We start from the raw sequence: 17,997 nt of genomic DNA, 5'->3' as shown, positions 1-17,997 counted from the left end.
GTTCAGGTAGCGGGCGTCATTCATCCTTGGGCCCGACCCAGGCGAAGGGGTTGTGGGCGACTTCCCAGAGATAGCCATCCGGGTCGGCGAAATAGCCGGAGTAGCCGCCCCAGAAGACCTTCTGCCCCGGTTTGACCAGCGTGGCGCCGGCGGCCACCGCCTGTTCCAGGAGCTCGTCCACCTCGGCCTCGGAGGCCAGATTGTGCGCCAGGGCAATACCGGCAAAGCCGCTGCCCTCGGCTGAGACCCCGGCGTCCTCGGCCAGCGCCTCGCGGCCGTAGAGCCCCAGCCAGGTGCCGTTGAGGGTGAAGAAGGCCACTTCGGGCGGCGACTCCATGCGGGGTAGTCCCAGCCCCTGCTCGTAGAACCGGATCGACGCCGCGAGATCGCGGACGCCGAGAGTGATCATGCTGATGCGTGGCTTCATGGCGCTTCTCCCGAATAGCGGCCTGCGGTTGGGCCGCGCTCAGCTTACCTTAAGCCGCACCAAGCTCTGGCGCCAGGCACGGTGAGGGTCGCCAGGGAGGGCATTGGAGCAATGAAGCCGGGGCGCATTCGCGCCCCGGCTTTTGAGGAGGGAGTGGCTCAGAACTCGGCCCACTCAGGCTCAGCCTTCGCCACAGACCGTACCGGTCGCCGGGTGGGCAGCGCCACCTCTGACGAGGTCGTCGCTGTGTAGGAGAGCGCCGCGACGGTGCCGCCCGGCGCCGCCAGTCTGCTCTCCTCCCTGGCCAACTGGAAGATGGCCACGGCCTCTTCCAACTGGGCGGCCTGGGCCTCCAGGGAAGCCGCCGCCGCCGAGGCCTGCTCGACCAGGGCGGCATTCTGCTGGGTCACTTCATCCATCTGCGATACTGCCGTGTTGACCTGCTCGATGCCCGAACTCTGCTCCTGGGAGGCCGCGGAGATCTCATCCATGATGTCGCTGACGCGCCGCACCGAGGTGAGGATCTCCTGCATCGTGCTGCCGGCGTTCTCGACAAGGGACGCGCCCCGGTTCACCTGCTCGGCAGACGCTTCGATCAGCCGCTTGATCTCTCCTGCGGCATCGGCGCTGCGGCTTGCCAGGTTGCGTACCTCGCTGGCCACCACCGCGAAGCCTCGCCCCTGCTCGCCGGCACGCGCCGCTTCCACCGAGGCGTTCAGCGCCAGGATGTTGGTCTGGAAGGCGATCGAGTCGATCACGCCGATGATGTCCGCCACCTTGCGCGAGCTCTCGGTAATGCCGTGCATGGTGCCGACGACCTCCTCCACGACCTCGCCACCGCGGCCTGCGGTCGCCGATGCCTCCTTGGCCAGGGTACTGCCCTGGCGGGCATTCTCGGCATTCTGGCGCACGGTGGCCGTCAGTTGCTCCATGCTGGCGGCGGTTTCCTGGAGCGAGGCCGCCTGCTCTTCCGTGCGAGAGGAGAGATCGGCATTACCGCTGGCGATTTCCCGAGCGCCGACATGGATCGAGCCGCTACTGTCGCGTACCGTCGAGACGGTTTGCTGCAGCCCCGCCTGCATGTGCTGCATGGCGGCAAACAGCTGGCCGATCTCGCTGCGTCCGCGGTCGGCAATCGCTCGGGAAAGATCGCCCTTCGCCATTTGCTCGAAGTGTTCCACCGCCTCCTGAAGCGGTCGAATAATGACGCGTACCATGCCGATGCGAACGGCAGCCACGCAGAGTGCCACCAGCAGCAAGGCCGACAGGCCGATGATCTCATAGACACTTTTGGTCGCAATGAAGTGCTCCCTCAGGGTCGCCCCTCGCTCGCTGGCATAACTGACGAATTCCCGGTTGGCCTCGATGAATTCCTGGTTGATCGCGTCACCCTCATGCTTGGCCACGCGGTAGCCGGGCTCATCACCCTGTTGCAACGCGGCCAGCTGGGGTTTCAGCCCTTGGTCCACGAGGCGAGTGAAAACGTTCTCGAGGGCATCCGCATAGGGTCGCCCCTGCTCGGTCTTGGGGGCAGCGACAAAGGCAGCGAACCGTCCTTCCGCGTTTACCAGGAAGCGTGCTGCCATTTCCAGGTAGCGCTCGGCCAGCGCCCGGTTACCCTCGTTCAAGGCGTCCAGATGATTGAGTAAGCTCAGTTGGGTATCGGCGACATTCACCTGCGCCCGATTGAGCTCGTTCAATTGCTGTACGTTGACGACATTGAGTTCTTGAAGAGAAGCACTGCCCAAACTACTGGCCTGGTAGCCCAGGAAAGAGACCAGGCCAATCAACAGGGCAAAAAGCCCCAACACCCCAGTCAGACTGGCCTTGACGGTTAGATTATTCACAAGTCGTTGCATTTCCTGCTCCTCTGGGTAATGCCGTGGTCCTCCACGGTGGTTCCCTGGCTTTCATGACGGCTCCTGCCGCAGCTCTCAGCCAGCCACTACTTATCGGCTTGTGCCGTTTCACTTTGAGCAACGATTGTTGGCAAGAGGCGCACGACTTGATCTTGATCAATATCGACTATTGATTAGAGAAAAATTTACTTGAGTTTCAGAGAAACCGTTAAACCCTGTTTCATTAAATTTAAATCAAGAAAAATAAAATAAAAAATTAACAATATAAAAACTATAACTTAATCAATTTGAACAATTCCCTTTGACACACTTGTGGTAGAGCGCTGTCAAATGTCGCGCAATCGCCTATGCTCTAGCTTTGCCCATGCGTAAGGACACCATCGGTAATGCCACGCTTCCACACCACCTCGGCCAAGGACTGGCTGGACCGCCTGGACCGGTCGCGCCACGCGCTGACGCTGTTGTTTGCCCTGTCGATGCTCGAGACCCTGCTGATCCCGATCCCCATCGAGGTCATCCTGATTCCGTGGATGCTATGCCATCCCAAACGCAGGTGGACGATCGCCGCCGTGGCGCTGGCCGGTAACCTGACGGCCGCCTCGCTCGGCTATCTGCTGGGCGCTTCCGTGATGGAACAATGGGGTGACCAACTGGTCAGCTTCTTCGGCAGTCAGGAGAGCTACGAGGCATTTCGCTCCCAACTGCAGGAGGAGGGCTTCATGGCGGTGCTCACTATCGGCCTGGTTCCCCTGCCATTCCAGATCGCCATGCTGGGAGCCGGCGCCAGCAGCTACCCCTTTCCGTTGTTCCTGCTGGCCGCCATGCTCGGTCGCGGCATTCGCTACTTCGGCCTGGCCGCGCTTGTCGCCGTCACGGGCGATGCCGCACTACGCCTCTGGCAGCGCCACTCTCGCTCGATGGGCGTGCTGGGCTTGGCGCTATTTGGACTCTGGATATGGTACGAGGTAGCGAACTAGCGGCAACGACTCATCGCCGCATCTCACTGCCTTCGTGCAACCAGCAAGCCAACCCCGGCGCTGGCGAGCAAGCTGGCGCAGCCACGGTTGAACAGCCGCCTCATGGCGGGGCGTGAGAACCAGTGACGCAGAAAGGCACCGACATAGGCATAGCCGACAATCGCGACCCATTCGAGCAGCAGGAACAGAGCACCCAGAACAGTGAACTGCAGCACCACGTGGCCGGCCGGATCGACGAACTGCGGCAAGAAAGCGGTGAAGATGAGGATCGCCTTGGGGTTGCCGGCCGCCAGCAGAAACTCCTGACGCGCCAGCCCCAGCAAGCCGCGCTGTCGCTCCTCGAACTCCCGTTCGTCACCAGGTGCGGCGAACCATAGCTGGTAGGCCAGCCAGAACAGGTAAGCGGCCCCCAGCAGCTTGATGGCAAGAAACAGCTTTTCCGAGGCATACAGCAGCGTGGCAAGTCCGGATGCCGCCAGCGCAATCATCACCAGAAATGCCGACAAGCGGCCTATCCCCGCCAGGCAAGCCGTATTCACGCCGTAGCGCTTGGCGTTGCTCATGGAAAGCAGGTTGTTAGGACCCGGAGCCAGGTTCAGCGCGAAGCATGCCGGAATGAAAAGCCATAAGGTCGTCAAGTCCATGCCATTTGCCTGTGGGTGCTTTGAGCCGGTGAGGGCCGTGAGTCAGTCGACGCCCGCTTCGCTGGCAACGACGTTCGAACGCTGCTGCCATTGCGATCGCCGCATCCGCGACAGGCACACAGGGCGCTGATGGAACTCGGACGCTTCGAAGCGTTCGAAGCCGACCTTCTCCGCCACTCGCAACGAGGCCTTGTGCTCGGGTTCGACGATGGCGACGACCGAGTCGAAACGTCGGTCTTCGAAGGCATGACCGAGCACGGCGGTCGCGGCTTCAGTCGCCAGCCCCTGGCCCCAGTAGCGCCTGGCAAGCCGATAGCCAAGGCTCAACTCCGCGGTGCCCTTCACGCGCTCAGGGGATACGCCGCAGAAGCCGACGAAGTTCCGCTCGTCCTTGTCGACGAGTGCCAGCGGCCCCGTACGATGGTTGATATAACAGTCGAAACACCAGTCGAGAAAGACGCGGGTTGCCATCTCATCGCAAACGCCGCGCAATGAATAGCGCATCACCTCAGGATCAGCCAGCATCGCGGCCAATTCCGGTACATCGCCGGTCGCCAGCGGGCGAAGCCGTAGACGCGGCGTTTCCAAATCGAACATCATGGCCTCCCTGGCAGCATCACGGCTAGTAAACGGCCTGGCACGAATCACTCATCAGTCTAGAACAAGGCCGAGCGAGATGCGGCATCGAGGCGGCTCCTTTGCCGTTTGCCCACCTTACGAGGTGTGCCGTGCGCTGGAGCCGGCCGGTGACATCCCCGCATGCTGCCGCAACTGCTCGAACTCCTCATTGCTGACGGCATTGCGCTCGGCGTCGAGAATATGCCCACCGATGGCGGCAACGGCCTGGGTGATATGGATCAACGTCTCCGGGTTGCGCGCCACGCTACGCTTGTTGATGAAGTGGATCAGGATGGAGACACCAGGCACGGTGGGTTGATCGTCACCTTCATGGATGGGCGGCAGGGTGCCGGGCGGCGACGAATTGGCAATGGTGAGCTTGTAGCCGGCAAGCGGGTCGCGAATCGAGTAGACGCCCAGCTTGGCGTCGTAGCCGGCGTTGTACTCCCTGAGCAGGCGAGCAAGGCGGCGGTTGGTGTCCAACCCCGGCCAGTCCAGAATCACGAACAGGCACTGCTTGATCTCATCGCCTGAGGCGACCTTGAAGCGATGCATCGGCTCCGGCGCATCCGGCTCCGCTTGCCCTCCCGCTTCCGGCCGCGGCGTTTCCTCCGTACGGACGACGGGGGGCTCTTGCACCACGTGCGTCGCCACCGGCGCTTCTTCGAGTTCGTTACGCGCTTGACGGCTCTTCATGAAAGCCACCATGCACACCAGCGCGAGCAGCAACGCCACTCCCGCCACAATCAGTACCGCTACGACCGGATCCATCCTGCGCACCCCTACTTTTCTGGCCCACGGGCATTCCCCACTTCCGCGACCTTCCCTGCCTTCACATCGGTCACGCTCACACGGGCAACGCCCCTATCGGGTCATTGTTGTTTTCCTGCAGATTACGCCGATATGCAACGCATCGCTATCTGCGCAATCAACGCTGGCGGTGCCCGTTTGCTTCCATTGCGCCGATGAAGTGTTGTTTCTTCAACGTCTTTCCCGGCACCGCATGTGTTTCTCGACGGGCCGGTCATCCACCTTACCAGCTTCACCCTGTGGTTTGCGTTGAAGTATTTCGATGGAAGTCGGCGCGTTAACCCCCCATGCTAGGTATAACGAAGTCAAAGGGAGCCATACCAATCCAAGTGACACTGGCCGCCAGCGAGCCGGGACTGTCATACCACGGAATGATATGAAGGCCAGTGTTGTAGGTGCCGTCAACTCAGGAGCGCTGCCCCGATGGTACGACTCGACAAGAAAGCCAAGCGGTTATACGTGCTGGATACCAACGTCCTTATCCACGACCCCGCTGCTTTGTATCAGTTCGAGGAACACGAGGTGGTCATTCCCATGACCGTGCTCGAGGAACTCGACAAGCACAAGAATGGCCTGCGCGAGATCGCTCGCACCGCCCGCCAGGTCAGCCGTACCCTTTCCGACCTCACCAATCAGGTCACCTTCGACGAAATTCAGCGAGGCATTCCGATTCCCCGCGCCGATGGCACCACCCTCGGCAAGCTGCGCTTCCTCTGCTACCCCGAGCTCGAACCGCTGGAAAACCTGGCCGAGAGCCCCGACAACGTGCTGCTCGCCGAGACCTGCCGGCTGCGCGACGAGCGCCCCGATGCCTCGGTGATACTGGTCACCAAAGACATCAACCTGCGGGTGAAGGCCGCCGCCTTGCACGTGCCGGTGGAGGACTACCTGACCGACCGCGCCTTCAGCGACAGCGACGTCATGCTGGAGGGGGTACGCATCTATCCCGATGCGGAGGGCGGTAGCGGTCCCTGGGATCAGATGGACGTCAATGTCGAGGTAGAGCGCGTCGACCATCACACTTTCTACCGCCTGGAAGGCAAGATTCCCAACGGCTGGCACCTGGGCATGCTGGTGTCCGACAGCGAGAACGGTGCCAGCTTCGAGGCCATCGTGCGCGAACTGGGACCCAATCAGGCGCGGCTGCAGCTGTTGACCAATTATCGCCACAAGGATGGCGTTTGGGGCGTGCATGCCCACGACAGCCGCCAGAACTTTGCCCTCAACCTGTTGATGGACGACGACATCGATCTGGTCACCATTGCCGGCAGTGCCGGCACCGGCAAGACCTACATGACGCTGGCGGCGGCCTTCCAGCAAACCCTGGATGCCAAGCGCTTCGAGCGCATCGTCTTCACCCGGGCGCCAATCTCCATGAGCGAGGATATCGGTTTCCTGCCCGGCACCGAGGAGGAGAAGATGTCGCCGTGGATGGGCGCGTTCCACGACAACATGGATAATCTGCTGCGCGACGAGCACGACGGCAGCACCAGCTGGAGTCAGGACGCTACGCGCAGCCTGATCGGCTCCCGCGTGCAGATTCGCGCACCCGGCTTCATGCGCGGTCGCACCCTGAACGACACCTTCCTGATCATCGATGAGGCGCAGAACTTCACGCCCAAGCAGCTCAAGACCCTGCTCACCCGAGCCGGGCGCAACACCAAGATCGTCTGCCTGGGCAACGTCGGCCAGATCGACACGCCCTATCTCACCGCCAATACCTGCGGCATGGCGGCGGTGGTGGAACGCTTCAGCAACTGGCCACACGCCGGCCATGTGACGCTACGCAGCGTCGAGCGTTCACGCCTGGCCCTGGCGGGTGAGGAACTGATGTAAACCGAGCGCCAGGTCCGGCAACCGCCGGGCCTGGGTCCTGCCCGACCGAAGCACGAACGCAAGCGATGCGTCGGCATGCCTAGCCCAGCCAGAACCCCAGCAGCAACAGCAATGCCAACCCGATCATCAACGGCACGGCGAGGCGGGAGAAGCGTCGCTCGTAGCGGGCAAGCCCATCCAGCCGAGCGATAGCACGATGTTCTCGCGCCACCAGGCGGGCGCGCAGCTGCAGACCGCGGGACTCCAGCATGCCCCCTGCCGTGACCAAGCCTGAGCGCATCCTGCGCGCCAGCGCCGCATACCCCCACCACAGGTCGCCCGGCGGGAGATGCGAACTCAGCTTCCACTCGCCCTCCCCCAGCTTTGCCGCCAGCAGTGCCAGGCCCGACAGTCCCAACCCGAGCGCCGCCGGCCACAGCAACCCCGGGAGGTCCGACAGCGTCGGCCAGTGCACGCTTTCGCCCAAGGGCAACCAGAGCGGCACCGCAGCAGCGGCCAGCACGGCGAACAACCAGGCCAGGCACATCGGTGAGCGCAGCGGGGTGCCGGGCTCGCCCCGTCGCCGCCATTGTCGCCACAACGCACGGGCCACCAGCAGGGTGCTGCCCACCGCCGCCACGCTGAGCCAGCTCACCAGGCTCGAATACTCGCTCTCCTTGAGCGCTTCCTTGATGAATCCCTTGGCGATCAGTCCCGACGTCAAGGCGCCTCCCAGCGACAGCGCCGGCAGCGCCAACAGCGTCACGATCAGCCACGCCGGCAACCGCGGCGGATGCTCGCTGATTCCCACGCCGAAGAACAAGGCGCCCTTGGTCATGCCATGGTGGCCGGCGAACAGAGTCACCGGCGCCAGCAGTGCCGGCCACGCGTCGGGCGCCGCCAGCCCCACGCCCACCAGACTGGCCAGCATGCCCAGTTGGCTGACGCTGGAGTAGGCCAGCACCGCCTTGGGATGGCGCTGGATCACGCCCAGCAGAGCGGCCCCGAAGGCCCCGACCAGCCCTGCCACGATGATGACCTCACCTAGCCGCGCCAGCCCCGCCTCGCCGCTCCCCAGCGGCAGCGTGCTGAGCCAGCCCAGCACGCCGCCCTTGACCATTACCCCGCTGAGCACGGCGCTGGCCGGCGTAGGCGCCACCGGGTGCGCCAACGGTAGCCAGACGTGCAGACCGATCACCCCCGCCTTGACGCCGAACCCCAGCCACAGCAGGGTGGCCATCCACACACCCCGTTCGGCATCGCCGATGGCCACCCGCAACTCGGTCAGGGTCAGCGCCTCCGCACTGCCTGCCGACCACAGCAGGCCCGCCAGGATCATCCCCTCGCCGATCAGTGCCAGGACGATGTAGGCCAGCCCGCCGAGCTTGGCCTCGCGGTCGCGGCGGTGTATCACCAGGCCGTAGGCGGCCAGGGTCATGGTCACGAAACCCAGATAGAAGCTGGGGATATCCTCGGCCAGGATCAGTAGTAGATTGCCTGCCAACGTCAGCGGCCACAGCAGCGTGAAGCCCATCAGACGGCCAAGGGCATTCGCATCGCCCTCCCCCGCCTGGCGTCGCTCATCGGCCAGATAGCCACGTGCATACCAGCCGGCCAGCAGCCATAGCAAAGCACCGAACAGCAGCCAGGGCCTGCGCGCCTCATCGAGCTGCCAAAGGCCGCCAAGCATCCAGCCCGGCATCGACACGCTCAGCTCGCCGGGCCACAGTGCCAGAAGCAGGGCCGGCAGCGGTGCCGACCACCACCCGACGCCGAGCAGCTCCAGGCGCGACCGGGAGTTGCGCCCCTCCTGCTTCACCAGAGCCAGCCGCAGCCCGCCGTACAGCATCACCAGCAGCGGCCAGAGCAGCACCACGGGAAGCAGCAGGTTCATGGCAAATACTCCACTGTCGCCATGAACGTCGCCAGATCCAGCGGGCTGAAGGGCACCCCTGCCAGCAGCCCGACCAGAATGCTGAACAGCGCCGTCGCGGCAGTCGGCAGCAATAGCCAGGTGCTGGTCTCGAAGCGTCCGAGATGGCGCTCCTCCGGCCAGCGGCCACGGCCGTGTGCCGGGCCCTGGCGGAACCACAGCCGATGCACGATCGGCAGGAAGTAGGCGGCGTTGAGCAGACTGCTGGCGGCCAGTACGGCAATCGCCCACGACATGTCGGCCTGCACCGCACCAATGCCCAGATACCATTTGCTGATGAAGCCGGCGACCGGCGGCAGGCCGATCATGCCCAGTGCCCCCACGGTGAAGGCCAGACTGGTGAGGGGCATTCGGCGTCCGGCGCCATCGAGCTCATCGATCCGATGGATGCCGAGCTCCTCGGCATAGTTGCCGGCGCAGTAGAACAGGGTGACCTTCATCAACCCCTGGTGCATCAGGTGCACGAGGCCGGCAATCGTGCCGAAGGGCCCGAACAGGCTGATGCCGAGCACGATATAGGAGACCTGGCTGATGGTCGAATAGGCCAGCCGCGGCTTGAGCTCCTGCTGCGACAGGGCGCGTATCGAGCCGAAGAGGATGGTGACGCTGGCGATCGCAGCGAGCAGCGTCAGCAGGCCCAGCTCGTGCACCAGCGAAATGCCGTAGACGTCGTACACCAGCCGCACGATACCGAACGCCCCGGCCTTGACCACCGCCACTGCATGCAGCAGCGCACTGACCGGCGCGGGGGCCACCATCGCGCGGGGCAGCCAGCCATGCAACGGCACCAGCGCCGCCTTGACCCCGAGGCCGACAAGCAGGACCAGGAACAGCACGGTCAACAGGGGATACGCGTCGGGCCCCAGGTCGGCGAGCCTCTCACGCTGACCGAAGGCCACGTCGCCTACCAGAGCGTACAGCGCCACCACGCCGAGCAGCAGTACCAGCCCGCCGGTCACGGTATAGCGCAGGTAGACCTTGCCTGCCGCCAGCGCCTTGGCATGCCCCCGGTGCACCACCAGCGGATAGGTCGAAAGCGTCAACAGTTCATAGAACAATAGAAAAGTGAACAGATTGCCGGCCAGGGCGATGCCGGCGGTACTCGCTACACAGAGGCTGAAGAAGCCAAAGAAGCGCTTGCGGTTGGGCGAGTCCTCCAGGTAACCGATGGCGTAAATCGTGGTGGCCAGCCACAGCAGCGACGAGAGACCGGCGAACATCAGCCCCAGCGCATCGACCTGGAGCAGGAAGCTGGCGCCTTCCACCACCGTGAAGCCGAAGACGAAGTCGCGCCCTTGATAGAAGCCCAGCACCAACAGCGCAACTAGCAGGATCTTGAGCACGGCGGCCGAGAGGTTGACCACCGCCCGCGCCCGCCAGGCTCGCTCCGGCAGGGCGAAGATCAGCGGGGCCACCAACAGCGAGGTGGCCAGCGTCAGGACCGGCAGCCAGCCCTGGCTCATGGCTCGTCTCCCGCACCGCGCAGCAGCGTCAGTGGCCACTCGGCCGCCAGCCCCAATAGCAGCGCCGCCAGTGCCAACAGCAACGCGACGGTCTCCATGGGCCAGGGCACCCGGCGAAACTCGGCCTCAGGGGCATCCTCGATGAAGGAGTAATGAAAGAGGCGAAACACGTAGGCGGCGCTGAGCAGCGTACCGACGGCGAGCACCATCATCCAAGCCCAGTGGCCTCCCGACAGGGCAGCATGCAACAGCAGCCACTTGGCGGTGAACCCCATGCTGGGCGGTAGCCCGACCACGCTGATGGCGGCCATGCCGAAGCTGAGCAGGGAGAGCGGGAAACGTCGGCTGGCGCCGGCCAGCCCCTCCACCCTAGCGGCACCGGTCGCGAGGATCAGATTGCCCGCCGCCAGGAACATGGCCGCCTTGGCCAAGCCATGAGCGGCCAACTGCAGCCAGGTCCCTTGCCAGGCCAGATCGGCCACGGCCGCGTCCGTTCCGATCAGGAGTGGAAAGGCCAGCAGCAGGTAGCCCAACTGAGAGACGGTGGACCACGCCACCACTTCCTTGAGCTTGGCCGAGCGCCAGGCCTTCACCCCGCCCCACACCACCGCGGCGCCGGCCAGGCCACCGATCATCCAAGCCGCGACGGTCGCCTCCGGTACCAGCAGCAGCCACAGCTGCAGGGCAATGAAGAAGGAAGCCTTGATCACCAGGCCGGCATGAATGGCGCTGACCGGAATCCAGGCCCAGGCGTGCACCGGCACCAGCCAGACGTGTAACGGGAAGGCCGCGGCCTTGAGCATCAGCCCACCGGTGAGCAGCCCCACGGCGACCCACAACAACACCCCGGGCTCGGCCACCTCGGCCAGACCCGCCAGATCCAGCCGTCCCCAGGCACCCAACATCAGCGAGATCCCCAGCAGGAAGGCCAGCGAGCCCACCAACGCCAGCAGCAGGTAGCGTAGCCCGGCCACCAGCGCCTCGACCTTGCCCGGCAGCAGCATCAGCCCCACTGCCGTCAGCCCCATCAGTTCGAGGCCGATGTAGAGCGACAACAGGTCGGCAGCCAGCCAGATCAGCGCCAGGCTCGAGATCAGCAAGCCCAGCAGCGGCCAGAACCACGCCTGTCCCCACGTCAGCGCCTGAACGTCATCGCGCAGGTACGCCGGGGCATACAGCGCGCTGGCGAGGCCGATCAGGTAAGTCAGCAACAGCAGCAGCAGCGTCAGCCCATTGACCCGCCAGTACAGGACCAGGTCACCAAGCTCGACCACTCCGCTCTTGCCCGTCGTGCCCGCTACCTGCGAAGACAGCCAGCCCAAGGCCAGCAGCGGCAGCAACCCGGCGACGGCAACCGGCCAGGTGCGAGACGGTCGCGCGATGGCGCCGAGCACACCTAGCAGCAGCGGCAGGACGAGCACGAGCCAAAGCGCGGCCTCGTTCTCCATCGGCGTTGCCGCGGGTGACAGTCCCAGGCGCTCGATCATGTCGGGCGCCCATTCGTCCTGTACACCACATGGTGAGACGCCTCCAGGGCTTCCAGCCGTCGGATCAGCAACGCCCCCAGCGCCGTGCCCAGCAGGGCCACCGCCAGGCCGGTGACGACCAGGCCATGGGCGACAGCCAGCGCCCGGGAGTCGACCAGCGACATGAGTATCAGGAAGATGCCGGTGCCGATCACGTTGAACGACAGCAGGCGCCGCAGAAGGTGGTGATGCAGGGCAAAGGCCCACAGCCCCAGGCCGAGCAGGCCCATCCCGGCAGGGCGCAGCGAACCGCTACCACTGCTGACTTCCATCAGCGCCAGGCCGAGCATGGCCAGCACGGCCAGGGCCGGGAACAGCCGCATCAGGACCCGTTGCCAGGGAAGCGCAACGGGATCGTGCCAGTGGGTCAGTAAGCCACGGGGCTGTGTGGCGGTAGGCATCACCCCCAGGGCATGGAACAGGAAGGCACCGGTCAGTACGGCCCCCAGCACCAGTTCGAGCAGCGCCAGCCACACCAACCCAAGCCAGGCCCAGGAGAGGGCGACCGCCAGGGCAAAGGTCACGAACCAGCAGCATGCCCTGACCAGATGGCGGTCGAAAAGCGTTGCCGCCGCCAGCAGCAGGAGCACTACGGCCAGCAGCAACTCATCGAAAGGCGGCATCGAACGGGCGCCTTTCAGTGGTGGTTTCGGTTGACGACCTCTTCGATCATCGCCTCGAGTTCGTCACCCGGGCCACGCTCCAGCATGGTTTGCGCTTCGCTGTACAGGCACAGGAAGCGCTTGCAGGAGGCGCAGAATACCTTGTCGTCAGGGTTGTGCACCTTCGACACGCGATACAGGTGGCTGCCGCAGCTCGGACAGGCTACCGGCAAACGCAGCTCCTCGGAAATATCGGGCATCATCACAGTCTCCTTGTGCTGACTCATGGTCTACAGGTAGACCTTGGGATCAGTCCTGCCTGACTCAACCCCAAGGCTCCAGGGGAATAGCCCCTGCCCTAAGCCTGTCAGAGTCCGAGCTTTTCTGCCACGTAATCGGCATCCTTGTCGCCGCGACCCGAGAGGTTGACGAGGATATGCTCCTCCTTGGCCATCGTCGGCGCCACGCGCATCGCCCAGGCCACGGCGTGGGCGCTCTCCAGTGCCGGAATGATGCCTTCGACCCGCGAGAGAGTCAGAAAGGCGTCGAGACACTCGTCGTCGGTGGCGGTCTCGTAATCGACCCGCCCGGTCTCCTTGAGGTAGCTGTGCTGCGGGCCGACACCCGGATAGTCGAGCCCCGAGGCGATCGAGTGAACCGGAAGCGGATTGCCCTGCTCGTCTTCCAGAACGTAACACGCCATGCCGTGGATCTCGCCGGGCTTGCCCAGGGTCAATGTCGCCGAGTGGCGCGGCGTGTCGAGGCCTTCGCCGGCTGGTTCCACCCCTACCAGGTGCACGTCATCATCATCGAGAAAGGCGGTGAACATGCCGATGGCGTTGGAGCCGCCGCCCACGCAGGCGGTGACGTGATCGGGCAACCGCCCATGGCGCGCCAGGAACTGCTCACGCGCTTCGCGACCAATGATCGACTGGAAGTCGCGCACCATCTTGGGAAAGGGGTGCGGGCCCACCACCGAGCCGATGGCGTAGATGTAGTTCTGTGGATCCTTGAGGTACTCCTCGAACGCGCTGTCCACGGCATCCTTGAGCGTCGCCGTGCCACGGGTGACCGCCACCAGCTTGCAGCCGAGGATCTTCATCTTGGTGACGTTGGGGTGCTCCTTCTCGATATCCACTTGGCCCATGTGGATCTCGCAGGGAATCCCCACCAGGGCACAGGCGGTGGCCAGCGCTACGCCGTGCTGACCGGCGCCGGTCTCGGCGATGACCTTGGTCTTGCCCATGAACTTGGCCAGCAGGGCCTCGCCCAGGCAGTGATTGATCTTGTGCGCCCCGGTGTGGTTCAGGTCCTCGCGCTTGAGATGAATCTGGGCGCCGCCGAGCTGCTCGGAGAGACGCCGGGCATGGAAGATCGGGCTGGGGCGGCCGACGTAGTCGGCGAACAGCTCGACCAGCTCCTGCTGGAAGTCGTCACGCTGGCGAATCTCTTCGTAGGCGGCGTCGATCTCGTCCATGACCCGCTTGAGTTCGGGCGGAATGAACTGGCCGCCAAAACGGCCGAAGAAGCCCTGGGCATCGGGCAGGTTGGCGAAATGCGAAGTGCTCATGGATCGATCCTGACGGTAGGAAGATTAGCGTCGGGACATCTTGCCCAGCGCCACTCCCCCTGTCGAGGCAGACCTTGGTGCCAAGCCCGCTTCAGGCCGCAAGAAACAGCCCCACGTTGAGCAGGATCAAGTTCGCCAGCAGCGTCACGACGTTGAGACCCATCATGGGCAGCAGCGGCGCCAGATCGCCCTGCTCCACGGCTGGCGGCAATGACCACAGGCCGCGCAGCAGCCAGGCCAGGGCCGGTAGCGTCAGCCACATCAGCCAGGCCGTGGCGGGTAGCACCCCGATCAGCCAGGCCAGGGGCACCACGGCATAGGCCGACGCCAGCAGCAGTGCCACCAGCCGGGCCGCCCGGCGCGGCCCCAGACGGATCGCCAGATGGTCGCGCCCAACCCGCCTGTCGGCGTCGATATCGGGCAGCTGATTGATCAGCAGCAGTGCGCTGACCAGCAGCGTAGGGACCAGGGCAGCCGCCACCGCCGTGGCCGTTAGCGTGCCGGTCAGCGCCTGATAGGCCCCCGGCACCATCAGCAGGCCGAAGCCGGCTCCGGGCGCCAGCAGGCAGAGCCAGGGGCGGCGCGTCAGCCAGCCTGTGTAGGCCACCACCAGGACGAGGCCTACCAGGCCATACAGCAACATGACCGGTCCCGCCCGCCACAGGAACCAGGCGCCGATCAACGTTACCCCCGCGAGGCAGGTCCAGGCCGCTACCCACACGGCATGAGCGGCCTCGGGCCGCTCGGGCAGCGATCCGCTGCCGCCGGAAAACGGCGTGCGCTCGGTCAGCGCATCCAGGCCGGATTGAAAGTCATGATGCTCGTTGAACAGGTTGACCGCGGCATGGGCCAGCAGTGCGCCGAGCAATACCAGTAGCGCATCGAGAGTCGCTAATGCATGGCCGTCGGCCCGGGCCGCGGTCATTGCCAGGCCCGCGCACAGCGGCGCCAAGATCAGGAAGTTCGGCCGGCTGCTGCGCAGGCAGGCGCGAAGCGCAGCCGGCATTCCGACAGACGTGTCCAAGCAGCTTCAACCCAGCCGTTCGTTGAGCCAGGTAGCAATGTCGCCCACCTGCTGCGGACAGACCGCATGCGCCATGGGATAGCTCTGGTAGTGCACCGCGTAGCCCAGCCCCTGCAAGCGCTGGTAGGCCGCCTTGCCGAGCGACTCGGGCACTACCGGATCGAAGGTACCGTGGTGAATCTCGACCGGCAGCTCACGGTTGGCCTCGGCCAGTGCGATCGTCTCGGCAGTGGCGAAGTAGGTCGACATGGCCAGCAGGCCGCCCAGCGGTGCATTGAAGGAGAGCGCTGCCTGGTAGGCCACCGCCCCGCCCTGGGAAAAACCGGCCAGGATGATGCGTCGACTGTCGATGCCGTGATCGATCTGCTCCTGTATCAGCGCCTGGATGCGCTCGGCGGAGGCCACCAGCTGTGCCGTGTCGACGCGACGGTCGAGGCTCATCTCGTGGATGTCGTACCACGCCGGCATGACCATGCCGCCGTTGATGGTAACCGGCAGCCGCGGTGCATGGGGCAGGATGAAGCGCACCTCGAGCCCCGCTTTCAGCGGCAGCGCCGGCACCAGAGGCTCGAAGTCATGTCCATCGGCTCCCAGGCCGTGCAGGATGAAGACACAGGCATCGGCCGGACGGCCGCTCTTCGGCTCGATGATCAGTTCGCCGGGATGACTCATGGCTGGGCTTCCTTCGTCGCAGTCTGGGCAAAGCCGACACCCTACCGCAAACCTGGGACCACGGCGAGAGCGGCGCTCTTCAGAACGGCCACACCAGCGGAATCAGCACCAGCGCGACGATCGCCGTCAGAATGTTGAGTAGCCCGCCCACGCGCAGGAAATCGCCGAAGCGGTAGCCACCAGGACCGTGCACCATCAGGTTGGTCTGGTAGCCGATGGGCGTGAGGAAGCTCGCCGAGGCGGCGAACATCACCGCCACCACGAAGGGCATGGGATTGACGCCGAGGCTCTCGGCGCTGGCCATGACCACCGGGAAGGTAATGACCGCCGCGGCGTTATTGGTGACCAGCTCGGTCAACAGCGCCACCAGCAGATAGCTGCCGATCAGCAGCAGCCAGGGATTGCCGTCTGCCAGTCCCAGTGCCAGACCGGCCAGGGTCGCCGCTGCTCCCGAACTCTCCAGCGCGGCGCCCAGGCCGAACGAGGCGGCAATCGTCAGCAGTACCTGGGTATCGAGCCCGCGCTTGGCCGCCCCCACCGAGCAGCAACCGCTGGCGAGTGCTGCCACCGCGCCCAGCATGGCGGCGTTCATCATGCTCATCACGCCGAAGGTGGCGAGTGCCACGACGCCCACCAGGATGCTCCAGGCCAGCCATGCCTTCTCGTGGTTGGGCCGTGCCTGGCCATTGACCTGGCTGATCAGCAGGAAGTCGCGCGACTGGCGGTGACGCTCGATGAAGGGAGGCCGCGCCTCCAGCAGCAGCACGTCGGCAGGTTGCAGTCGTACCTGGCCCAGGTTGCCGGCCACCCGCTCGCCGCCTCGGCATACCGCCAGCACGGCGGCGCCATACAAGGTTCTGAAATGGCCGTCGCGAATCCGTTTGCCGACGAACTGGCACTGATCCGAGACCACCGCCTCGACCAGGCGCCGCTCCTTGAATTCCTTTTCCAGGCTCGATGCGCCATGGTGCGATGGCACCAGGCCACGAATCTGCTGCAGTTCCACGGCACCGTCGGAAGTACCGGCGAAGACCAGCCGATCATGCCCCTTGAGACGCTCTCCCGGCCCCACCACGCTGACCACGTTACCGTCGCGTTCGATCTCAACCAGGAACAGCTCTCGCAGATGGCGCAGGCCCGCCTCTTCCACCGTGCGGTCGACCAGCGGCCCCGCCGGATCGACCTCCATCTCGATGGTGTACTCGCGAGGATTCTCGAAGGCCGAGGCCGCACCGCGGCGTTGCGGCAGCAGGCGCGGCGCAACCAGGACCAGGTAGAGCGCTCCGACCACGGCCACGGGCAACCCTACCCAGGCCAGATCGAACAGCCGCATGGCAAGCGCCGGGTAACGCTCCACCAGCAGGCCATGCACCACCAGGTTGGTGCTGGTGCCGATCAGCGTGATGGTGCCGCCGAGTATCGAGGCAAAGGAGAGCGGCATCAGCAGGCGATGCGCCGGGAGCTGCAGGCGTCGGCTCCAGCTCAGCACCGCGGGGATGTAGGTGGCCACAACCGGCGTGTTGTTGAGGAAAGCGCTAAGGGCAGCGACCGGAACCACCAGACGAGTCAAGGCGCCGCTCTCGACGCGAGGTCGTCCCAGCACGTGGCGAATGATCAAGTCGATGCCGCCTGTCTCGCGAATGCTGGCCACCAGCACATACATGAAAGCCACGGTGAACAGGCCGGTGCTTGAGAAGCCGCCCAGCGCCTGGGCCGGCTCGATGACACCGAGGGTCAGCAGCAGAATGACCGCGCCCAGCAGCACGATATCGGGGCCGAGGCGTGAGAACGCCATCAGAGGAAAGACGGCGAGGACGATGACGAGAGCTAGCCAGGCATCCAGCGGCATGGGAAAGGGTCCGTGCACATGGGAACGTCGAGCTATTGTGCACTGCCGCCGCTTATTCTAAAAAGTTATTTTTAGAAATTCAAAAATAACCAAAAAACATAAGTAGCGAGAGAAGAAAAGCTCTCCTGCCACACACGAGCACAACGAAAAAGGCCCGCCTGAGCGGACCTTTTCTGAGCTGCTTACGCAGTCACATCAACGTCAGTTG

16 protein-coding genes are annotated in these 17,997 nt (G+C 64.6%); 2 read left to right on the top strand and 14 right to left on the bottom strand.

The genetic code is table 11. The features are described 5' to 3' along the window. Nucleotides 1–16 precede the first annotated feature (16 nt). The gene (locus KPL81_RS08005) at nucleotides 17–427 is read right to left on the bottom strand and encodes a VOC family protein (protein WP_209476984.1); all 411 of its coding nucleotides are present in this window, start codon (nucleotides 425–427) and stop codon (nucleotides 17–19) included. A 158-nt stretch (nucleotides 428–585) separates the two neighbouring features. Beyond that, on the bottom strand, nucleotides 586–2,286 hold the full coding sequence (locus KPL81_RS20730) for a methyl-accepting chemotaxis protein (RefSeq protein WP_219791350.1): 1,701 nt from the start codon (nucleotides 2,284–2,286) through the stop codon (nucleotides 586–588). A gap of 386 nt (nucleotides 2,287–2,672) precedes the next feature. Between KPL81_RS20730 and KPL81_RS07995 the strand changes: the two genes are divergently transcribed. Continuing rightward, nucleotides 2,673–3,263 (top strand): YqaA family protein, encoded by a 591-nt coding sequence (locus KPL81_RS07995; RefSeq protein WP_219791349.1) that lies wholly within the window; start codon nucleotides 2,673–2,675, stop codon nucleotides 3,261–3,263. A gap of 23 nt (nucleotides 3,264–3,286) precedes the next feature. On the opposite strand, the gene KPL81_RS07990 is transcribed toward KPL81_RS07995, so the two are convergent. The 3 genes from KPL81_RS07990 to KPL81_RS07980 form a co-directional block, all read right to left on the bottom strand. Then, on the bottom strand, nucleotides 3,287–3,907 hold the full coding sequence (locus KPL81_RS07990) for a LysE family translocator (RefSeq protein ID WP_219791348.1): 621 nt from the start codon (nucleotides 3,905–3,907) through the stop codon (nucleotides 3,287–3,289). 42 nt (nucleotides 3,908–3,949) lie between these two features. Then, the gene (locus tag KPL81_RS07985) at nucleotides 3,950–4,504 is read right to left on the bottom strand and encodes a GNAT family N-acetyltransferase (protein ID WP_209478534.1); all 555 of its coding nucleotides are present in this window, start codon (nucleotides 4,502–4,504) and stop codon (nucleotides 3,950–3,952) included. 117 nt (nucleotides 4,505–4,621) lie between these two features. Then, nucleotides 4,622–5,296, bottom strand: a complete 675-nt coding sequence (locus tag KPL81_RS07980; protein WP_219791347.1) for a cell division protein ZipA C-terminal FtsZ-binding domain-containing protein — start codon at nucleotides 5,294–5,296, stop codon at nucleotides 4,622–4,624. A 462-nt stretch (nucleotides 5,297–5,758) separates the two neighbouring features. On the opposite strand from KPL81_RS07980, the gene KPL81_RS07975 reads away from it, so the two are divergent. After that, nucleotides 5,759–7,171, top strand: a complete 1,413-nt coding sequence (locus tag KPL81_RS07975) for a PhoH family protein (RefSeq protein ID WP_209476978.1) — start codon at nucleotides 5,759–5,761, stop codon at nucleotides 7,169–7,171. 79 nt (nucleotides 7,172–7,250) lie between these two features. Here KPL81_RS07975 and KPL81_RS07970 read toward each other — a convergent pair whose 3' ends face one another. The 9 genes from KPL81_RS07970 to KPL81_RS07930 form a co-directional block, all read right to left on the bottom strand. Beyond that, a complete protein-coding gene (locus KPL81_RS07970) occupies nucleotides 7,251–9,044 on the bottom strand; it encodes a complex I subunit 5 family protein (protein ID WP_219791346.1) in 1,794 nt (597 codons plus the stop codon). Next, complete coding sequence (locus KPL81_RS07965; protein ID WP_219791345.1) at nucleotides 9,041–10,546, bottom strand: proton-conducting transporter transmembrane domain-containing protein; 1,506 nt, start codon at nucleotides 10,544–10,546, stop codon at nucleotides 9,041–9,043. Before KPL81_RS07965 ends, KPL81_RS07970 begins: the two co-directional genes overlap by 4 nt. Then, on the bottom strand, nucleotides 10,543–12,033 hold the full coding sequence (locus KPL81_RS07960; RefSeq protein WP_219791344.1) for a complex I subunit 5 family protein: 1,491 nt from the start codon (nucleotides 12,031–12,033) through the stop codon (nucleotides 10,543–10,545). Before KPL81_RS07960 ends, KPL81_RS07965 begins: the two co-directional genes overlap by 4 nt. Further along, entirely contained in the window at nucleotides 12,030–12,695 is a 666-nt protein-coding gene (locus KPL81_RS07955; protein WP_219791343.1) for a hypothetical protein, read from the bottom strand. The genes KPL81_RS07960 and KPL81_RS07955 overlap by 4 nt, the downstream gene beginning before the upstream one ends. 14 nt (nucleotides 12,696–12,709) lie before the next feature. Then, nucleotides 12,710–12,937: a hypothetical protein gene (locus KPL81_RS07950; RefSeq protein ID WP_209478533.1), complete on the bottom strand. Its 228-nt coding sequence runs from the start codon at nucleotides 12,935–12,937 to the stop codon at nucleotides 12,710–12,712. A gap of 104 nt (nucleotides 12,938–13,041) precedes the next feature. Next, on the bottom strand, nucleotides 13,042–14,244 hold the full coding sequence (gene trpB / locus KPL81_RS07945; protein WP_219791342.1) for a tryptophan synthase subunit beta: 1,203 nt from the start codon (nucleotides 14,242–14,244) through the stop codon (nucleotides 13,042–13,044). Nucleotides 14,245–14,335: 91 nt separating this feature from the next. Then, complete coding sequence (locus KPL81_RS07940) at nucleotides 14,336–15,250, bottom strand: prenyltransferase (RefSeq protein WP_219791341.1); 915 nt, start codon at nucleotides 15,248–15,250, stop codon at nucleotides 14,336–14,338. A 24-nt stretch (nucleotides 15,251–15,274) separates the two neighbouring features. Next, nucleotides 15,275–15,940, bottom strand: a complete 666-nt coding sequence (locus tag KPL81_RS07935) for an alpha/beta hydrolase (RefSeq protein ID WP_219791340.1) — start codon at nucleotides 15,938–15,940, stop codon at nucleotides 15,275–15,277. A 79-nt stretch (nucleotides 15,941–16,019) separates the two neighbouring features. Further along, nucleotides 16,020–17,789: an SLC13 family permease gene (locus tag KPL81_RS07930; RefSeq protein ID WP_209476962.1), complete on the bottom strand. Its 1,770-nt coding sequence runs from the start codon at nucleotides 17,787–17,789 to the stop codon at nucleotides 16,020–16,022. Nucleotides 17,790–17,997 lie beyond the last annotated feature (208 nt).

The sequence above is a fragment of the Billgrantia antri genome, from assembly GCF_019430905.1.
GTDB classification, from domain to species: Bacteria; Pseudomonadota; Gammaproteobacteria; order Pseudomonadales; family Halomonadaceae; genus Halomonas; species Halomonas antri.
This window is presented reverse-complemented; position numbering and strand designations above follow the sequence as displayed.